Source organism: Arthrobacter sp. NPDC097144 (assembly GCF_044762205.1).
Lineage (GTDB): Bacteria > Actinomycetota > Actinomycetes > Actinomycetales > Micrococcaceae > Arthrobacter_B.
Genome location: NZ_JBIWDW010000002.1, coordinates 587,765 through 606,200 on the forward strand (window position 1 = coordinate 587,765; position 18,436 = coordinate 606,200).

Below are 18,436 nucleotides of genomic sequence, written 5' to 3' on the forward strand. Positions count from 1 at the left end.
CCACCGCAGCACCACCAACGTAAAAGGTCCGGACCGCAGATTGCAGTCCGGACCTTTTTACATCCGCAGGTCAGCGGGCAGGCTGGCTCAGCTGCCCGCTGTTGCTCACCGCTTGGACTTGGCGGCCTGCTTCTTACGCTGGATCAGGATCTTCTCGTCCACGGGAGCGGCCCCGCTGGCGCGGAGCATGCGCTGGTAGTCCATGGCTTCGTCCTGGCGCTTCTTCTCTGCTCCGGACGCAACTGCGGCGCGCAGGTGCTCGGGACCATAACCAAAAGCATCCACCAGGTCCAGCGCGTGCGGGCGGATCTTGGCGAGCAGCCGGTTGATGTACGGGCCGAGGGTGCGGGCGCGCTGGGTGGAGAGACGTCCGTGCATCAGGTACCAGGACAGGTTCTTTTCGATCAGGCACAGTCCGAAGAGGTCCCGCACCCAGGTCAGAACCTGGCGGGTGCCGTCATCTTCGATCCGGTCCAGCCCCCGGGTGAATGCCTCCCACTGCAGCAGTTCGGCGTGGGAGCGCGCCGCCTCGATCAGCGTGTGCTGGTTGTCGTTGAAGACTGCCGCACCCTTCTCCTTGGGCAGCTTGCGTGCCTCGCGCAGGGCCCCTGCTGCCTCGGAAACCATGGTGCCGACCCGGTCAGCGAGCAGGTCGTGCTGGGTTTTGGGATCGCGCAGCGCAATGGCGGATTTCTTTCCCGAGCCGGTGTCGGCAAAGGACTGGACAATCTGGCGCAGTCCGGTGCGGTGCATCGTGCGGTCGGTGGCCTGCACGACGGCGTAGCGTGCCAGGACGCCGAAGTCCGCTCCGGCAAACTCCTTGGCATAGTCCGCGAGCAGGCGTTTGGCCACCAGCTGCAGCAGGACGGTGTTGTCGCCCTCGAAGGTGGCGTAGATGTCCAGGTCTGCACGCAGCGCCGTCAACCGGTTCTCCGCCAGGAACCCCGCGCCGCCGGTAGCTTCGCGGGCTTCCTGAAGCGTGTCCAGGGCGTGCCAGGTGGACAGCGACTTCAGGCCGGCTGCCAGGGTTTCCAGGTCCTGCCGGTCTTCGTCCGTGTCATGCGCACCGGAGAAGACGTCGTCGAATTTCTGGAGCAGCTCTTCATGGGCAAAGGCTGCAGCGTAGGTGGTGGCCAGCCGGGGGAGCAGCCGGCGCTGGTGCTGCTGGTAGTCCATCAGGACTTCTTCGACAATGTCCGAGGCACCGTTGAACTGGCGGCGTTCGGTGGCGTACTGGATGGCCGTCTTCAGGGCCAGCTTGCTCGCAGCAACCGCGGCACCGTCAAGTGACACGCGTCCCTGGACCAGGGTGCCGATCATGGTGAAGAAACGGCGGCCCGGGCTTTCGATGCTGGAGGTGTAGGTGCCGTCGGCGGCCACGTCCCCGTAGCGGTTCAGCAGGTTTGTCCGGGGGATGCGGACATTGGAGAAGTGCAGGCGGCCGTTGTCGATGCCGTTGAGCCCGCCCTTGACGCCGTCGTCTTCTCCGCCGACGCCGGGCAGGAAGCCGTTGTCGTCGCGCAGTTCAACGTAAAAGGCGTGCACGCCGTGGTCCACGCCCTTGGTGATGAGGTGGGCAAAGACCACTGCAGCCTTGCCGTTGACGGCGGCGTTGCCGATGTAGTCCTTCCAGGCGGCGCGGAACGGCGTGTTGATGATGAACTCTTCAGCAGCGGCGTCATACTCGGCGGTGGTGGCAATGCTGGCAACGTCGGATCCGTGGCCGGTTTCGGTCATGGCAAAGCAGCCGGGGATTTCCAGGCTCATGATGCCCGGCAGCCACTTTTCGTGGTGTTCCCGGTTGCCCAGGTGAAGCACGGCGGACCCAAAGAGGCCCCACTGCACGCCGGCCTTGATCTGCAGGGACGGATCGGCGACCACCAGCTCTTCGAAACCGGCAATGTTGCCGCCGTGGTTGTCTTCACCGCCCACGTAGGTCGGAAAGGCGCGGTGCACGGCCTTGGTGTCCACCAGGACCTTCAGCTGCGACATCACGCGCTTGCGGTGCTCGGTGTGGGACAGCCCGGCGGGGGTGTGCAGGGCTTCTTCGCCTGCGAGCGCACGGGCCTGGAGGCGGATGTCCGCCCACTTGCCCAGCAGGGCGCGGCCCAGTGCCTCAACGTTGACGACGGCGTTGTCATCGTCGCGTACGGCACCGGCGGGGATCTGGCGTTCAGGCTTGGAGACTGTCTGCGTCATTGCGTGTCCTTCTCTTTCTTGTCTTACCTGTTAAGTGCTGGGAAATCCTGTTAAGTGCTGGGAAGTGATGCTCAAGATGCCCCTGCGGGCGGAAAGCTGCCCCCAGGGCTGCCGGACCGTGGTCATGCGGAGCCCTGCTCGTAGCCGATGCCGTCAAAGAGCCACGCGGTGAGCTGCCTGGTCATCTCCTCCTCAGTGGGCTTGTCCGGTCCCGCTTCCGTTGCCAGCCAGCGCTCTCCGGCGGCCCGCACCATGCCCAGTGCCGCCGTCGGCCAGAATCCTGCCGCGACGCCGAACTTGGGTGCGGCTGAACCGCTGTCCAGATAGGCGCGCAGGGCGCGTTCCATCATTGCCGCAATGGATTCGAAGAACGAGGAGAGGCTCTTGGCGAAACCCGGTTCGGTGTTCCCCGGCGCCTCGACCCCGGGAAGGCCGGTGACAAAGCCGTACACGTTGGGGGATGTCTGGGCCATCTGGAGATATGCGGACACCATGGCCTGCAGGCCTGCCCGGGGTGACTCCGCAGTGCGGCCGGCGGCCAGGATCTTATCCTGCATCTGGGACAGGACCACTTCACCCATTGCCTGCTGCAGCCCGGCCTTGTCGCCGAAGTATCGGTAGTAGACGGACTTTGACGTGCCGGACGCTGCCGCAATCTCCTCCATGGAGGCCCCGGCGCCCAGGGAATGGACCGCCCGCCGTGCGGCCTTGATCAAGGCACGACGGCGCTCGGCCCGGTGCGTTTCCCATCTCAGGGAACGTCCGTCGGACGGCGCGGAGGCGGAAGGACCTTCTACGGCAGTGTTCACGATACTCAGCGTATCAGGTACGCTGGGTTGCAGTAACTCCCCTCACACTTGCAGCATCTTCCAAGGAGACAACACATGGCTGTCCAGCCCAAGGCCGAGCCCGCCGCCACCGGCGGCAACACCCCTTCCCCCTCCGTCCGGAAAGCAGTCGTCATTGGCGGCAACCGGATCCCGTTCGCCCGCTCGGGCGGCAAGTACACCTACAGTTCCAACCAGGACATGCTCACCGCGGCCCTTGATGGCCTCGTGGCCCGGTTTGGCCTGCAGGGCGAGCGCATCGGCGAAGTGGCCGGCGGCGCTGTCCTGAAGCACTCCCGTGACTTCAACCTGACCCGCGAAGCGGTGCTGGGTTCGGCGCTGTCGCCGGAAACCCCGGCCTATGACGTGCAGCAGGCCTGCGCCACCGGCCTGGAAACGGTCATCAGCCTGGCCAACAAAATCAAGCTGGGCCAGCTGGACTCCGCGATTGCCGGGGGAGTGGACTCCGCCTCCGATGCGCCCATCGCCGTCAGCGAGGGCCTGCGCCGTGCCCTGTTGGATCTCTCCCGCGCCAAGACCGCCAAGCAGAAGCTGGCTGCCGTCGCGAAGATCCGCCCCAAGGACCTGTCCCCGGATGCCCCCTCCACCGGTGAGCCGCGCACGGGACTGTCCATGGGCGAGCACCAGGCCCTGACCACCGCTCAGTGGAAGATCACCCGCGAAGCCCAGGACGAGCTGGCTTTCAATAGCCACCGCAACATGGCCGCCGCTTATGATCGGGGGTTCTTCGATGACCTCGTGACGCCATACCGCGGCCTGGCCAAGGACGCCAACCTGCGTCCGGACACCTCCATGGAGAAGCTCGCCAAGCTGAAGCCCGCCTTCGGCCGCAGCCTGGGCGATGAAGCCACCATGACCGCCGGCAACTCCACCCCGCTGACCGACGGCGCGTCCGTGGTCCTGCTGGGTTCCGAGGACTTCGCCCGCGAGCACGACCTGCCCATGCTGGCCAACATCGTTGACGCCGAGGCCGGCGCCGTGGACTTTGTGCACGGCAAGGACGGACTGCTGATGGCTCCGGCCTTCGCGGTACCCCGCCTGCTGGCCCGCAACGGCCTCACCCTTGACGACTTTGACTTCTTTGAGATCCACGAAGCCTTTGCCGGCACCGTGCTCTCCACCCTGGCTGCCTGGGAGGACGACGAGTTCTGCCGCACCCGGCTGGGCTTGGAAGGACCGCTGGGAACGGTGGACCGCAGCAAGCTCAACGTCAACGGTTCTTCCCTGGCGGCCGGCCACCCGTTCGCAGCCACCGGCGGACGCATCGTCGCCTCGCTGGCCAAGATGCTGCATGAAAAGGGCTCCGGGCGCGGCCTGATTTCCATCTGCGCCGCCGGCGGCCAGGGCCTCGTGGCGATCCTGGAGGCACGCTGATTATGACTGATACCTACCTGAACCTCGTTAACAACGGCATTACCAAGGAACTGGCCAAAAAGCTGGGGCTTCCCCGGCCGAGCATCCTGCGCCGTTTCGACCCCAGCAAGCCGCTGGTCCCCGGACCTGTCCTGGTCCTGGGCAAGGGTGAGGCGGCCGATGAGCTCGCGCAGCTGCTGCTCGGCTGGGACCTGGACGTACGCCGCCATGCCACACCCAAGGAAAAACTGGGAGCAATCCTGCTGGTGCTGGACACCGCAGCCGTCCCCGAAGACCTGGGCGAGGCCACTCTCGCTGCGGGTGCGGCACTGCGCGACCTGGCCGCCGGCGGACGCGTGGTTACCGTGTCCCGTCCCGCGTCCGAGGCGCAGGAACCCGAGGCCGCAGCTGCCCGGCAGGGCGTTGACGGACTGCTGCGCTCCATTGCCCATGAGCTGCGCGGCGGTGCCACCGCCAACGGCATCGTCCTGGCCAACGGGGTGCCCGCCTCGGCCCCCGGCACCGCAGCAGCCCTGCGGTTCCTGCTGTCCGGCCGCAGCGCCTACGTCAGCGGCCAGTTCATCACCGTCGGGTCCGAAGCCGGCACGCTCCCCGCGGATTGGAACGCCCCGCTGGCCGGCAAGATCGCCGTCGTCACCGGCGCAGCGCGCGGCATCGGTGCGGCGATTGCCCGCACCCTGCACCGCGACGGCGCCACGGTCATTGTGGTGGACGTCCCGGCCGCCGGGGAGCAGCTGGCCAAGGTTGCCAATGACATCTCCGGCACCGCACTGCAGGTGGACATCACCCGCGACGACGCCGGCGAGCGCATCCTGGCCCACGCCGCCGAGCGCTACGGACGCCTGGACATTGTCATCCACAACGCCGGAATTACACGCGACAAGCTGCTGGCCAACATGGATGAATCCCGCTGGCAGTCGGTCATTGCCGTGAACATTGCCTCGCAGCTGAAGATGAACCGCACCCTGCTGGCTTCGGACACCTTCAGCCAGGACGGCCGCATTGTTTCGCTGGCTTCCACCAGCGGCATTGCCGGCAACCGGGGCCAGACCAACTACGCAGCCTCCAAGGGCGGCGTGATCGGCATGGTGCGGGCTACGGCGCCGCTGCTGGCCCCCCGCGGAGGATCGATCAACGCCGTCGCGCCCGGTTTCATTGAGACGGACATGACCGCGGCTATTCCGGCCCTTACCCGGCAGGTGGCGCGCCGGCTGAGCAGCCTGCAGCAGGGCGGCCTGCCGATCGACGTGGCGGAAACCATTGCCTTCCTGGCTTCGGACGCCGCTGCCGGAGTCAACGGCCAGGTTGTCCGGGTCTGCGGCCAGAACATGGTGGGCGCATGACCGACACCGAGCTCACCGAGATCCCGGCCCTGGGGAAGCTCTACGTCGGCGCGGTGGGTTCCGCCGCCAGGGCGCGGCTTTCCTCGTCCGCCGCGCCGCAGACGCTTCCCTCCGACCGGCACACCGTCCGGAGTGCACACGTGGAGCTGGAGCGGCTGGCGGACTTTCAGCGCCTGGTGCTGCACAGCGCCTCCGACTACCTGCCGTCAGGCTATGTGCACACCTTCGCGTTTCCGGTGGCCATGAGCCTGATGGCACGCGATGACTTCCCGCTGCCGCTGCTGGGCATGGTCCATCTCAGCAACAGCGTCCGGCACCTCCGGCCGATCCATTACACCGAGCCGCTCACGGTTACCGCCTGGGCCGAAAACCTGAGGGGACACCGCGCCGGGACACAGGTGGACCTGATCGCCGAGGTCCAGTCCGCGGACTCCGGGGAAACAGTGTGGCACGGACGGTCCACTTATCTGGCCAAGGGCGTGTTCCTGCCCCGGTTCGACCGACCGGATTCCCCTGCGGCCAGGCCGGACTTCGTTCCGCCCCAGCCCACGGCCCAATGGCGGCTCGGCGCGGATGCCGGACGCAATTACGCCGCTGTCTCCGGCGACTTCAACCCCATCCACCTCAGCAGCCTTTCCGCAAAGGCGTTGGGCATGAAGAAGTCGCTGGCGCACGGCATGTATCTGGCCTCGCGGGTGGTGGGGGACATCGTGGCGAGCCGCCCGGAGCCGTACGAGTGGACCATCGACTTTGACTCCCCGGTGTTCCTCCCGGCAACGGTCTCCCTGTCGATCTCGGATACGGACACGGCGGACGGGTATGCCGGCTCCACCTTTGTGGGCTGGAACGGCCGTTCCCGCCGCCGGCACTTTGCCGGTACGGTGCAGCCCCTGGCCTGCTAGTGTGCCCTCATGACTGAACCGGAGCTGCTCGTTGCCGCCAAGGACCTGGATGCGGCGGATCCGCTGGCTGACTTCCAGGACCTTTTCCTGGAAGCCGAGGGCGTGTTGTCCTATCTGGACGGCAACTCGCTGGGGCGGCCGCTGCGGGCCACTGCGGAACACCTCCAGGAATTTGTCCGGGAGCAGTGGGGCAGCCGCCTCATCCGCGGCTGGGACGAATCCTGGCTGGAACTGCCCCAGCGCATCGGCGATGCGCTGGGTGCCGCGGCACTGGGCGCCGCGGCAGGCCAGTGCATAGTCGCTGACTCCACCACCGTCCTGCTCTACAAGCTCGCCCGCGCCGCTGTTGCCGCGCGGCCGGAACGCACGGAGATTGTCCTGGACGCGGACAACTTCCCCACGGACCGGTATGTCATGGAGGGCATCGCGCGGGAATGCGGGCTCACCCTGCGCTGGGTTCCCGCGCAGTACGACGGCGGCGTCACGGCAGAGGCGGTAGCCGACGCCGTGGGGCCGCAGACGGCCCTGGCGGTCTTCAGCCACGTCGCTTACCGGTCGGGGTATCTTGCGGACGCGGAAGCCGTCACAAGGGTGGTCCACGCCGCCGGCGGGCTGGTCCTGTGGGATCTGTGCCATTCGGCGGGGGCCGTCCCCGCACAGCTGGATGCCTGGAACGTGGACTATGCCGTGGGCTGCAGCTACAAGTACCTCAACGGCGGTCCGGGCGCTCCGGCATGGGCCTACGTGGCATCCCGGCACCAACAGGATTTCGCCCAGCCCATCCAGGGCTGGCTCGGCAGCGCGGACCCGTTTGGCATGGCACAGGGCTACAGCCCGGCCCCCGGCATCCGCCGGGTGGTCTCCGGCACACCTCCGGTGCTGGGCATGCTGCCCATGCAGGACATGATCAGCCTGATCGCCGAGGCGGGAATCGACGCCGTGCGGACAAAATCGGTGGCTTTGACGGAGTACGCGCTCACCGCCGCGGATGCCCTGCTGGCACCGTACGGCGTCGTCGTCGCCTCTCCGCGGGACCCGGCCCGGCGCGGCAGCCACATCACCATTGACCACCCGTCCTTCAGGGCGGTCACGGCGGCCCTGTGGGAGCAGGGCATCATTCCGGACTACCGCAATCCCTCGGGAATCCGGCTTGGCCTTTCGCCGCTGTCCACGTCGTTTGAAGAAACGTTCAGGGGAATCGACGCCATCCTGACGCAGCTCCGAAGCTAGATTTTTCGCCCCCCGGGGACCCAAATTGACAATGGTGCCCCGCCGGGAGCCATAATGTTAGCGCTCACACAGATTTGTGATCCACTTCTCATTCGGCCAGATGGGTCCGCGCAGAGAAGCTATTGCCGCTTCGAAGATCCGGCAACTCCCCGTTAGACAGAGACGTCCATCGAAAGGGCTCCCTCGTGAAAAACCGTAAACTCCTCCTCAGCCTGACGGCAGGAATCCTCGCCGTCTCAGTAGCAGGCTGCGGCGGTTCCGGCCGTGGCGGCGCTGATGCCGGTGCCGAGGATTCCGGCGACAATGCCGGTTCCCTCGTGGGCATCGCCATGCCCACCAAGACTTCCGAACGCTGGATCAAGGACGGCGACGCCATCAAGGCCTCGCTCGAAGACCTCGGCTACGAAACGACGCTTGAATACGCCGACGACGACATCCCCACCCAGGTGCAGCAGGTTTCCAACATGATCACCAAGGGCGCCAAGGTCCTGGTGGTTGCTGCCATCGACGGCACCGCCCTGAGCGACCAGCTGGACAACGCAGCAGCCGCCGGCATCGAGGTCATTGCCTACGACCGCCTGATCACGGGCAACGAGAACGTGGATTACTACACCACGTTCGACAATTACACCGTGGGCGTTCAGCAGGCCACCTCGCTGCTGACCGGCCTGGGAATCCTCGATGCCGAGGGCAAGGACACCGGAGCTGCAGAGCCGAAGAACATTGAACTGTTCGCCGGCAGCCCGGATGACAACAACGCCAACTTCTTCTACGACGGCGCCATGGACACCCTGAAGCCGTACATCGACAAGGGCACCCTGGTGGTCAAGAGCGGCCAGACCGGCTTCACGCAGATTGCAACCCTGCGCTGGGATCCGGCCACCGCCCAGAAGCGCATGCAGGACCTCATCGCCAGCACCTACTCCGGCGGCGAAAAGATTGACGGCGTGCTCTCCCCGTACGACGGCATCTCGCTGGGCATCATCTCGGCCCTGACCGGATCCGGCTACGCGGCCGATGCCCTGCCCGTCATCACCGGCCAGGACGCTGAAGAAGCTTCGGTGAAGTCGATTATGGGAAACCAGCAGTACTCCACCATCTTCAAGGACACCCGCAAGCTCGGCGAGCGCGCCGTGTCCATGGTCGATGACATCCTCAATGACAAGGATCCGGAGGTCAACGACACGGAGACCTACGACAACAAGGTCAAGATTGTTCCGACCTACCTGCTGGATCCGGTAGTGGTCACCAAGGACAACTACGAGGAAGTCCTCGTTGAAAGCGGCTACTACGAAGCCGCAGACCTGAAGTAACTCCGACCACCGCGGTGTGTTCCGGGGCGGCAGCCAGTGCTGCTGCCCCGGGACACACCGCCGGTAAGGACACGAACGTGAACGAAAATATTCTTTCCATGCGGGGAATCACCAAGACGTTCCCCGGGGTCAAGGCGCTTCAGGATGTCTCCCTGGACGTCCAGCAGGGGCATGTGCATGCCATCTGCGGCGAAAACGGTGCCGGCAAATCAACGCTGATGAAGGTCCTCTCCGGGGTCTACCCCGCAGGAAGCTATGAAGGCGAAATCCTGCTGGAGGGTGAACTGCAGGAATACCGGGACATCAAGGATTCCGAATCCGCCGGCGTGGTGATCATTCACCAGGAACTTGCGCTGAGTCCTTACCTGTCCATCGCGGAAAACATCTACCTTGGCAACGAACAGTCCAAGGGCGGTTTCATCGACTGGCACCGCACCAATCTGGAAGCCGCCAAGCTCCTGGAACGGGTAGGTCTTCCCGAGAACCCTGCAACCCGTATCCAGGACATCGGAGTGGGCAAGCAGCAGCTGGTGGAGATTGCCAAGGCGCTCTCCAAGCGCGTGAAGCTCCTGATCCTGGATGAGCCCACCGCGGCGTTGAACGACGAGGACTCCGAGCACCTGCTGGGCCTGATCAAGGACCTGCGCCGGGACGGAATCACCTGCATCATCATCAGCCACAAGCTCAACGAGATTAAGGCCATCGCAGACGCCGTCACGATCATCCGTGACGGCCGCACCATCGAAACACTCGACATGCACGCCGACGAGGTGTCCGAAGAGCGCATCATTCGCGGCATGGTTGGCCGGGACCTGGACAGCAGGTACCCCGAGCACACCTCCGTGATCGGCGAGGAGGTCCTGCGGATCGAGGACTGGACCGTGCACCACCCGCTGGACCGCTCCCGCCGGGTCGTCTCGGAGGCAAACCTCTACGTCCGGGCCGGGGAAATCGTTGGCATCGCCGGGCTGATGGGCGCCGGGCGCACCGAGCTGGCCATGAGCGTTTTCGGCCGCAGCTACGGCCACGACATCAGCGGGCGCGTGTACAAAAACGGCCGCGAAGTCACCATGAACAACGTAGGCCAGGCCATCCAGCACGGATTGGCCTACGCCACGGAAGACCGCAAGCGGTACGGACTGAACCTGATTGAGGACATCAAGCGCAATATCTCGATGTCCGGGCTCGGCAAGCTGTCCGTCCGCGGCTGGGTGGATCCCTACCGGGAGCACATCACCGCTGAGAAGTACCGCACCAGCATGAACATCAAGGCACCTTCGGTAACCGCGCTGACCGGGAAGCTCTCGGGCGGAAACCAGCAAAAGGTGGTGCTCTCCAAATGGATCCACACCAATCCGGACGTCCTGATCCTCGATGAGCCCACCCGCGGCATCGATGTAGGCGCCAAGTACGAAATTTATACGATCATCAACGAGCTGGCAGACCAGGGCAAGGCGGTCATCGTCATTTCCTCGGAGCTGCCCGAACTGCTCGGAATCTGCGACCGCATCTACACCCTCGCGGAGGGACGCATCACTGCCGATGTCCCGCGTGAAATGGCGAGCGCCGAATACCTGATGCAGTACATGACCCGCGATGCCAGGACTCCTGCCTCCGCGACAGACAAGGAAAGCCAATGAGCACTCTCACCGACCAGGGATCGTCCACGGGCGCTCCCGCGCCGAACCGCCCGCAAGGGATGCTGGGCTCGGCCCTGAACTACCTGACCGGGCAGCTTCGCCAGGTGGGGCTGTTTATCGCGCTCATCGCGATCATCATCTTCTTCCAGATCACCACCCACGGGATCACCCTGGCCCCGATCAACGTCTCCAACCTGATCATCCAGAACAGCTACATCCTGATCCTCGCCGTGGGCATGGTGCTCGTCATTATCGCCGGCCACATTGACCTCTCCGTGGGCTCGGTGGTCGCTTTCACCGGAGCCGCTGCGGGCGTGATGATTACCCAGTGGGGCCTGCCCTGGTGGCTGGCAGCCGTCCTGTGCCTGGTGCTCGGCGCCATTGTGGGGGCCTGGCAGGGCTTCTGGGTCGCGTACTTCGGCATCCCGGCGTTCATCGTGACGCTGGCCGGCATGCTCACCTTCCGCGGCCTGACGCAGATTGTCCTGCAGAACAAGCAGATCTCCCCGTTCCCGGAGCAGTTCCGGGACCTGGGCAGCGGGTTCCTGCCCGACCTGGGCGGCGGAACAAGCTTCCTGGAACCGCTGACAGTCATCATCGGGGTGCTCTCGGCCGCCGCACTGGTGGGCTCGGGCATCCGCCAGCGGATGATCCGCCGACGCCACCAGCTGGTTGATGAGCCGATGCCCTGGTTTGCCGTCAAGCTGGTCCTGACCGCTGCACTGGTTCTGTACATCACCTACCTGCTGGCCAGCTACCGCGGCATGCCCATTGTGCTGGTCATCCTGGGGCTGCTGACGGTGGGCTACTCGGCCGTCATGAACCGCAGCGTCTGGGGCCGCCACATCTATGCGATGGGTGGCAACCTGCACGCAGCGGAGCTCTCCGGCATCAACACCAAGCGGACCACGTTCACCGTGTTCATCAACATGGGTGTTCTCGCCGCACTGGCCGGCCTGGTCTTCACTGCCCAGCTGAACCTTGCCAGCCCCAAGGCGGGCGAAGGGTTCGAGCTGGATGCCATCGCCGCCGTCTTCATCGGCGGTGCGGCTGTCACCGGCGGTATCGGCCGTGTCACCGGCGCCATCATCGGTGGCCTGATCATCGGCATCCTGAACAACGGCATGTCCATCATGGGTGTTGGCACCGAGTACCAGCAGCTCATCAAGGGCATGGTGCTTTTGGCTGCCGTCGCCTTTGACGTCTTCAACAAGCGCCGCGGATCCACTTCCATTACGTAAGCGCTGCACCCCTGACATGACTGTGGCCGGCACCCGATGCTTCGGGTGCCGGCCACAGTCATATGCGAAGGAGTTCCCGGCGGAGCTTGATCCGCGCGGGGCGACGAAAACTAGGAGTTGGCCTTTACGGCCAGGACCGGGCAGTCAGCCTGCAGCAGCACCCGCTGCGCTGTGCTGCCCAGCAGCATTTTGCCCACGGGGGTGCGGCGGCGCAGCCCGAGGACAATCAGCTGGACCCGGGGGTCCTGCGAGGCGGCAAGGATTTCTTCTGCGGGATCATAATCGCCCTCCGGGTGGACCAGCCGGTAATCGGTACCGGACGCCTGCAGCTCCATTTCGAGAGCCTGCAGGGCGGCGTTGTTTGCTTCCTCCTGCTCCTGGTGGTGCAGCCCGTGGTGCGTGGAGGCCACATTGACGATGACCAGTGAAGTGGACAGTACGGCTGCCTCCCGGCGTGCGGCCGCCAGGGCGGCGCTGCCCTCCGGAGTGGGCAGAAAACCAACGACGATGCTCATGATGCTCCTGACATGGGAAAGGGAAACGGGAGGAAGGGGTTAGCCCCGGAGCTCTTCGGCATCCGAGAACCGGGTCCGCTTGGCGCGGACGGCGCGGTTCCAGAACCAGGTCAGGGCCCACAGCAGCAGGCCGAGGACCAGGAGCAGGCCGGCAATCTGGTATTCGATCGGGTCCTGCGCCCAGGGTCCCAGGAGGAAAGCACAGCTGAACACGCCAACGTAGGGAAGGAATCCGGGTGACCGGAAGTACTTGCCCTTGTGCGGAGTACGGCGCAGGACCAGGCAGGCTATGTTCACCACGGTAAACACAGCCAGCAGCAGCAGGGCAGTGGTGCCGCCAAGCGCCGTGACGGTTTCCTTGCCCATGAAGTTGGTGACGAGCGTAATCAGTCCCAGTGCAATCACGGTGGTGAACAGGATGGAGGCCCACGGGGTGCGGCGGCCGGGAAGCACCTTGGACAGGGAGCGGGGGAGCACATCCTGCTTGGCCATGCCGTAGAGCAGGCGGCTCGCCATCAGCATGTTGATGAGCGCCGTGTTGGCCACGGCAAAGATTGACAGGAACGGGTAGATGACATCCACGGGGAGGTTGGGAGCGCCGGCGCGGACAACTTCCAGCAGTGGGGTTGCGCTTGCGGAGAGCTGGCCCACCGGGACGATTGCCACGGCGGCGATGGAAACCAGCAGGTACACGAGCAGGGTGATGCTCAGCCCGGTCAGCATTACCTTGGGGAAAATCTTCGCGGGATCCCGGGTTTCCTCCGCCATATTGACCGAGTCCTCAAAACCGACCATGGAAAAGAACGCCAGGGACGTGGTTGCGGTCAGTGCGAGGAAGATGCTCTTATTGCCCTCGGTCTCGAAGACCATGACGCGGGAGAAATCAACGTTTCCCTGGCCCATGGCCCAAAAGCCGATCAGGATAACGATCAAAAGACCGGTGAGTTCGATAATCGTCAGCACCACGTTGAACTTGATGCTTTCCCCGACCCCGCGCAAATTGATCACAGCCAGGATGAGCATGAAGATCACAGCCACCCAGGTAACCCCGGTCTGGCCCCATTCCAGGTTAAACCCAACAATGAAGTTCTCGGCGAGGAACTTGGCAGCCGTCGACGCGGACGTGATGCCCGAGCACAGCACGGCAAAGGTCACGAGGAAGGTGACGAAGTGGATTCCAAAGGCTTTGTGGGCATAAAGCGCGGCGCCCGCGGCCTGAGGGAACTTCGTGACGAGTTCCAGGTAGGACAGTGCGGTGATGGTGGCGACGACGAACGCCAGGAGGATGGGTGCCCAGGCGGCGCCGCCAATCTCGCCGGCCACCTGACCGGTAAGGGCATAGACACCGGTTCCCAGAATGTCGCCGACAATGAAAAGCAACAGGAGCTTGGTCCCCATCACCCGCTTGAGTTCTGGCTCTTCCGAGCTGGTCTTCGTCTCGCTCATGGCGGCTTTCCTGCTTTCTGGTATCCACAAAGGCGGCATGGTCCGGGTTCCGTGAACAAGGGTTCCGCTCCGTGCCCGGTATTGTCTTCTCTGCCCAACGGCAAATCAATGGTACGGGATCTGTGGCTTTGACGGTCCTGCGAATGCCGCCGCTGCCTTGGGCCGGCTCAGTGCGGTTCCCCGGTTCCGCGTATTACCCGTACCGAAACAATGCGGCGGCGCTGCACGGTGAGTACTTCCAGCCGGCAGCCTGGAGCCTGGACAATATCACCGGGCCGGGCAATCCGGCCCAGTCTTTCCATAATGTATCCGCCCACCGTTTCGTATTGTCCTTCCGGAAGGGCAGTACCGGTCAACCGCGCAAACTCCTGCAGGATCAGCGCCCCGTCAACCACCAGGTCTCCGCTTACGCGGCGGTGCCGGTCTTCGGGGTCCCTCGCGGTGTCGTACTCGTCATAAATCTCTCCGACAAGTTCCTCCACCAGGTCCTCCAACGTGACTATGCCGTCCGTTCCGCCGTATTCATCGGCAACCACCGCAATGTGGCTGCCGTCCCGGCGCATGCGGGACAGCGAGGGAACCACCGCGGCCGTGCCCGGCAGAAAGAGAATGGGGCGGGCAATGTCGCCGAGGGTCCGTGCCCGTCCGCCACGGCCGCCGTCGTCATTCCGCTCCCGCAGCAGGTCCCGGACATGGACAAAACCGACGACGTCGTCGGGGGAGTCTCCGATCACCGGATACCGGGAGTACGGAAGCAGGTGCACTGCTGTCCGGGCCTGTGCCACGGTCAGGTCCGCGCTAAGGAACTGCACCTCCGGCCGTGGGCGCATTACTTCCTGCAGCAGGCGGCTGCCCGCACCGAAAACGTCGGAAAGGATCCGGCGGCTGTCTTCGGCCAGGACCGGGCTGGCCGCGACCATGTCCCAGAGCTCCTGGGAAGTCACCGGCGGCGTTTTGACCGACGGGTCTCCGCCCAGCAGCCGCACCACGGCATCCGTGGAGGCGGACAGCAGTTTGATCACCGGCCGCATGACGACGGCGAAGGCATTCAGCGACGGCGCGAGGAGGCGGGTGAAGCGTTCGGCGTTCTGCATGGCCAGCCGCTTGGGCACCAACTCACCCAGGACAAGGGAAAGGTAAGCCACGGCAAGGGTCAGGAAGATAAACGCCGTGGCATCAGCGGCGGCTGGGGACAGACCGAGGCCGCGCAGCAGGGGAGCCACTGCCGGTGCCAGGGCGGAGGCGCCGTACGCGGCGGAGAAAAACCCTGAAAGCGTCACTCCTATTTGAATGGACGAAAGGAACAGGTTGGGGTTCCTGGCCAGGGCCGCAATCTTCGCTCCGCCGGTGCCGGACGCCTCGATGGAGCTGATCTGGCTCTCCCGCAGTGAAACCAGGGCCATTTCCGTCCCGGCAAACACTCCGCCCAGCAAAACAAAGAACACGACAAGCAACACATTAAAGAGCGTTCCGCCGTCCATAGGCCGAGGGTACCGGCGCAGCGCCTGCTCTGACAGAGAGGGGAAGGCCGCGAGAAGGAGGCGGCCGAATTTACTGTAAGCAAGGTCACATATTTCCTTCGCTTCCGCGGCGGCGACCGGGACAACAAAAAACCCCGGAATCCAATGGATTCCGGGGTTTCATTGTGCGCGGAGGGGGACTTGAACCCCCACCCTCGTTAGAGGACTAGCACCTCAAGCTAGCGCGTCTGCCATTCCGCCACCCGCGCTTGGGTGTTTGCCGCAAGCTCTTCAGTCGTTCAAAAGCTGCGGAAGCAACGGGAAAAACTCTAACACGGTTTTGGCTGCAACCGTAAATCGGCGCTGGTCAGCCCTCCGGTGGCTAGGCTGTCAGCAATAACTTCGAAGGAGAAACATGTCGGATTCCACTGCCCGCACGGTAACTGCCGAAGATGAAGTCACCCGGATCTGCCAGGAGCTCATCCGCTTTGACACCTCCAACTTCGGGGACGGCTCCGGTCCGGGGGAGCGGGCTGCCGCGGAGTACACGGCAGGACTGATCGAGGAAGCCGGCCTGCAGGCGGACCTCTTCGAGTCCGCCCCGGGCCGCGCGTCGGTGGTGACCCGGATGGAAGGCAGCGATTCCTCCCTGCCCGCACTCGTGGTCCACGGCCATTTGGACGTGGTCCCTGCCCAGAAGCAGGACTGGTCCGTTGATCCGTTCAGCGGAGAAGAACGCGACGGCCTGATTTGGGGTCGCGGCGCCGTGGACATGAAGGACATGGACGCCATGATCCTGTCGGTCATGCGGGACATGGCCCGCTCGGGCGCCAAACCCCGCCGCGACCTCATTTTTGCCTTCTTTGCCGATGAGGAGGCAGGCGGCGAGTACGGTGCAAGCTGGGCGGTGGAGAACCGCCGTGAGCTGTTCGACGGCGCCACGGAGGCGATCTCGGAGGTGGGCGGCTTCTCCGCCACCATCGGAGGACAACGCACGTACCTGCTGCAGACCGCTGAAAAGGGCATCTCCTGGCTGCGTCTCGTGGCCCACGGCCGCGCCGGCCACGGCTCGCAGATCAATACCGACAACGCCGTCACCCGGCTTGCCCGCGCCGTCGCCACCATCGGCGAACACCCGTGGCCCATTGAACTCACCGACACCACCCGGGCCTTCCTGGACGGCGTCACGGAGCTCACCGGTGTGGAGTTTGATCCGCAGAACCCCGAGCGGCTGCTGGCGGAACTGGGGACGGTGGCCCGTTTTGTGGGCGCCACGCTGCAGAACACCTCCAATCCTTCGTTGCTCAAGGCCGGCTACAAGCACAACGTCATCCCCGGCACCGCCGAGGCGCTGATTGACGTCCGGACCCTTCCGGGGCAGGAAGAGCAGGTGCTGGCCATGATCCAGAAGCTGGCCGGGCCGAGCATCGATGTCAGCTACGAGCACAAGGACGTGTCCCTGGAGGTTCCCTTCAAGGGCAACCTGGTGGATTCCATGGTCGGCGCGCTGCAGGCCGAGGACCCCGGTGCTCCGGTCCTGCCCTACACGCTCTCCGGCGGCACTGACAACAAGTCCCTGAGCCGCCTGGGCATCACCGGATACGGCTTTGCACCGCTGCGGCTTCCCGAGGACCTGGACTTCACCGGCATGTTCCACGGTGTGGATGAGCGGGTGCCGGTGGATTCCCTGAAGTTCGGAACCCGGGTCCTCTCCAGGCTGCTGACCGGTTACTGAGCCACCAACCTCCCGAGCCCGGAAAGGCACCCCGCATGAATGTTTCCGATGTCCTGACCCCCGCCCTGCTGGAGCGCCTGCGCAGCCGGGCGGCCGGCTACGACCGGGACAACAGGTTCTTTGCCGAAGACCTTGAGGACCTGCGCAGTGCCGGTTACCTGGCGCTGTTCACCCCGGCGGATGCGGGCGGGGCCGGATTTACCATCCCGCAGGTGGTCCGGAGCCAGCGCCTGCTGGCCACCGCCGCGCCGGCCACCGCTCTGGCCATCAACATGCACCAGGTGTGGTGCGGGGTGGCTCACCTGCTGGCGCTGCGCGGTGACCACAGCCTGGATTTCATCCTCGACGACGCAGCCGGGGGCGAGCTGTATGCCTTCGGAATTTCCGAGCCCGGCAATTCCGCCGTCCTCTTCGATTCCAACACCACGGCGCAGCCGCTGGGGAACGGCTCGTACGCTTTCACCGGGACCAAAATCTTCACCAGCCTCTCCCCGGCGTGGACCAGGCTGGGGATCTTCGGCCGCGACGACTCCGCTCCGGAGGAGCCGCGCCTGATCTTTGGCTTCGCTCCGCGCGGAACCGCGGGTATCACTGTCAGCGATGACTGGAACACCATGGGCATGCGGGCCAGCCAGTCCTGCACCACCGTCCTGGACCATGCGGTCCTCGAGGCCGGCCAGCTGGTCCGCAGCACTCCGGTGGGGCCGCACGGCGATGCCTTTGTGTTCGGCATCTTCGCACTCTTCGAAACCCTGCTCTCGGCCGTGTACACCGGAATTGGGGACCGCGCCGTCGAACTCGCCGTGGAGGCGGCGCAGCAGCGGACGACGGCGGCCGGCAGCGGCGGGGCGCAGGATCCCCACACCCGGTGGAAGGTGGCGGACGCGGCTATCCGGATGGACGGGATCCATCCCCAGCTCGAAGCTATGGCCCGTGATCTGGAAGAGGGCGCCGACCACGGAAACCTGTGGTTCCCCCGCCTGTCCTCGCTGAAGTACCGGGCCACTGAAACCGCGCGTTCAGTGGTGGAAACTGCGGTCCGCGTGGCCGGGGGCAGGAGCTACTCACGCGGTGCGGAGCTGGAACGCCTCTACCGCGATGTCCTTGCCGGAATGTTCCATCCCTCCAGCGAAGACTCGGTGCACGCTTCTGTGGCCAACGCGTGGCTGGGGCCGGTGACGGACGGCTAG

At 64.9% G+C, this 18,436-nt stretch carries 14 protein-coding genes and 1 tRNA gene; 9 read left to right on the forward strand and 6 right to left on the reverse strand.

What is annotated here, in order from left to right:
- Positions 1–105 precede the first annotated feature (105 nt).
- Both ACIQXM_RS06340 and ACIQXM_RS06345 read right to left on the reverse strand, forming a co-directional pair.
- Complete coding sequence (locus tag ACIQXM_RS06340; protein ID WP_400929182.1) at positions 106–2,199, reverse strand: acyl-CoA dehydrogenase; 2,094 nt, start codon at positions 2,197–2,199, stop codon at positions 106–108.
- A gap of 122 nt (positions 2,200–2,321) precedes the next feature.
- Positions 2,322–3,008, reverse strand: coding sequence for a TetR/AcrR family transcriptional regulator (locus tag ACIQXM_RS06345; RefSeq protein WP_400929185.1), 687 nt, complete (start codon positions 3,006–3,008; stop codon positions 2,322–2,324).
- A 75-nt stretch (positions 3,009–3,083) separates the two neighbouring features.
- Here ACIQXM_RS06345 and ACIQXM_RS06350 point away from each other — a divergent pair, with 75 nt between their 5' ends.
- The 7 genes from ACIQXM_RS06350 to mmsB all read left to right on the forward strand — a co-directional run bounded on the left by ACIQXM_RS06350 (position 3,084) and on the right by mmsB (position 12,090).
- Positions 3,084–4,421 (forward strand): acetyl-CoA C-acetyltransferase, encoded by a 1,338-nt coding sequence (locus ACIQXM_RS06350; protein ID WP_400929188.1) that lies wholly within the window; start codon positions 3,084–3,086, stop codon positions 4,419–4,421.
- A gap of 2 nt (positions 4,422–4,423) precedes the next feature.
- On the forward strand, positions 4,424–5,764 hold the full coding sequence (locus tag ACIQXM_RS06355; protein WP_400929190.1) for a 3-oxoacyl-ACP reductase: 1,341 nt from the start codon (positions 4,424–4,426) through the stop codon (positions 5,762–5,764).
- Positions 5,761–6,666 (forward strand): MaoC/PaaZ C-terminal domain-containing protein, encoded by a 906-nt coding sequence (locus ACIQXM_RS06360; RefSeq protein WP_400929193.1) that lies wholly within the window; start codon positions 5,761–5,763, stop codon positions 6,664–6,666. Before ACIQXM_RS06355 ends, ACIQXM_RS06360 begins: the two co-directional genes overlap by 4 nt.
- 9 nt (positions 6,667–6,675) lie before the next feature.
- Positions 6,676–7,896, forward strand: a complete 1,221-nt coding sequence (locus tag ACIQXM_RS06365; RefSeq protein ID WP_400929196.1) for a kynureninase — start codon at positions 6,676–6,678, stop codon at positions 7,894–7,896.
- Positions 7,897–8,081: 185 nt separating this feature from the next.
- A complete protein-coding gene (chvE, locus tag ACIQXM_RS06370) occupies positions 8,082–9,209 on the forward strand; it encodes a multiple monosaccharide ABC transporter substrate-binding protein (RefSeq protein ID WP_400929198.1) in 1,128 nt (375 codons plus the stop codon).
- Positions 9,210–9,307: 98 nt separating this feature from the next.
- Positions 9,308–10,849: a multiple monosaccharide ABC transporter ATP-binding protein gene (mmsA, locus tag ACIQXM_RS06375; RefSeq protein ID WP_400929542.1), complete on the forward strand. Its 1,542-nt coding sequence runs from the start codon at positions 9,308–9,310 to the stop codon at positions 10,847–10,849.
- A 59-nt stretch (positions 10,850–10,908) separates the two neighbouring features.
- Positions 10,909–12,090, forward strand: coding sequence for a multiple monosaccharide ABC transporter permease (mmsB, locus tag ACIQXM_RS06380; protein WP_400929545.1), 1,182 nt, complete (start codon positions 10,909–10,911; stop codon positions 12,088–12,090).
- 110 nt (positions 12,091–12,200) lie between these two features.
- On the opposite strand, the gene ACIQXM_RS06385 is transcribed toward mmsB, so the two are convergent.
- The 4 genes from ACIQXM_RS06385 to ACIQXM_RS06400 all read right to left on the reverse strand — a co-directional run bounded on the left by ACIQXM_RS06385 (position 12,201) and on the right by ACIQXM_RS06400 (position 15,780).
- The gene (locus ACIQXM_RS06385) at positions 12,201–12,605 is read right to left on the reverse strand and encodes a universal stress protein (RefSeq protein ID WP_400929201.1); all 405 of its coding nucleotides are present in this window, start codon (positions 12,603–12,605) and stop codon (positions 12,201–12,203) included.
- A gap of 39 nt (positions 12,606–12,644) precedes the next feature.
- Entirely contained in the window at positions 12,645–14,051 is a 1,407-nt protein-coding gene (locus tag ACIQXM_RS06390) for an APC family permease (protein WP_400929203.1), read from the reverse strand.
- Positions 14,052–14,218: 167 nt separating this feature from the next.
- Positions 14,219–15,532: a hemolysin family protein gene (locus tag ACIQXM_RS06395; protein ID WP_400929206.1), complete on the reverse strand. Its 1,314-nt coding sequence runs from the start codon at positions 15,530–15,532 to the stop codon at positions 14,219–14,221.
- A 165-nt stretch (positions 15,533–15,697) separates the two neighbouring features.
- Positions 15,698–15,780: transfer RNA gene (locus ACIQXM_RS06400), tRNA-Leu, on the reverse strand.
- Positions 15,781–15,926: 146 nt separating this feature from the next.
- On the opposite strand from ACIQXM_RS06400, the gene ACIQXM_RS06405 reads away from it, so the two are divergent.
- Positions 15,927–17,246 (forward strand): M20/M25/M40 family metallo-hydrolase, encoded by a 1,320-nt coding sequence (locus tag ACIQXM_RS06405; protein ID WP_400929209.1) that lies wholly within the window; start codon positions 15,927–15,929, stop codon positions 17,244–17,246.
- A 35-nt stretch (positions 17,247–17,281) separates the two neighbouring features.
- Complete coding sequence (locus ACIQXM_RS06410) at positions 17,282–18,436, forward strand: acyl-CoA dehydrogenase family protein (protein WP_400929212.1); 1,155 nt, start codon at positions 17,282–17,284, stop codon at positions 18,434–18,436.

Bases quoted from the DNA above. Each gene is read 5' to 3' on its own strand.
- ACIQXM_RS06340 (WP_400929182.1), bottom strand. From the start codon at position 2,199: ATGACGCAGACAGTCTCCAAGCCTGAACGCCAGATCCCCGCCGGTGCC.
- ACIQXM_RS06350 (WP_400929188.1), top strand. From the start codon at position 3,084: ATGGCTGTCCAGCCCAAGGCCGAGCCCGCCGCCACCGGCGGCAACACC.
- ACIQXM_RS06355 (WP_400929190.1), top strand. From the start codon at position 4,424: ATGACTGATACCTACCTGAACCTCGTTAACAACGGCATTACCAAGGAA.
- ACIQXM_RS06360 (WP_400929193.1), top strand. From the start codon at position 5,761: ATGACCGACACCGAGCTCACCGAGATCCCGGCCCTGGGGAAGCTCTAC.
- ACIQXM_RS06365 (WP_400929196.1), top strand. From the start codon at position 6,676: ATGACTGAACCGGAGCTGCTCGTTGCCGCCAAGGACCTGGATGCGGCG.
- mmsA (WP_400929542.1), top strand. From the start codon at position 9,308: ATGCGGGGAATCACCAAGACGTTCCCCGGGGTCAAGGCGCTTCAGGAT.
- mmsB (WP_400929545.1), top strand. From the start codon at position 10,909: ATGCTGGGCTCGGCCCTGAACTACCTGACCGGGCAGCTTCGCCAGGTG.
- ACIQXM_RS06385 (WP_400929201.1), bottom strand. From the start codon at position 12,605: ATGAGCATCGTCGTTGGTTTTCTGCCCACTCCGGAGGGCAGCGCCGCC.
- ACIQXM_RS06390 (WP_400929203.1), bottom strand. From the start codon at position 14,051: ATGAGCGAGACGAAGACCAGCTCGGAAGAGCCAGAACTCAAGCGGGTG.
- ACIQXM_RS06395 (WP_400929206.1), bottom strand. From the start codon at position 15,532: ATGGACGGCGGAACGCTCTTTAATGTGTTGCTTGTCGTGTTCTTTGTT.
- ACIQXM_RS06405 (WP_400929209.1), top strand. From the start codon at position 15,927: ATGTCGGATTCCACTGCCCGCACGGTAACTGCCGAAGATGAAGTCACC.
- ACIQXM_RS06410 (WP_400929212.1), top strand. From the start codon at position 17,282: ATGAATGTTTCCGATGTCCTGACCCCCGCCCTGCTGGAGCGCCTGCGC.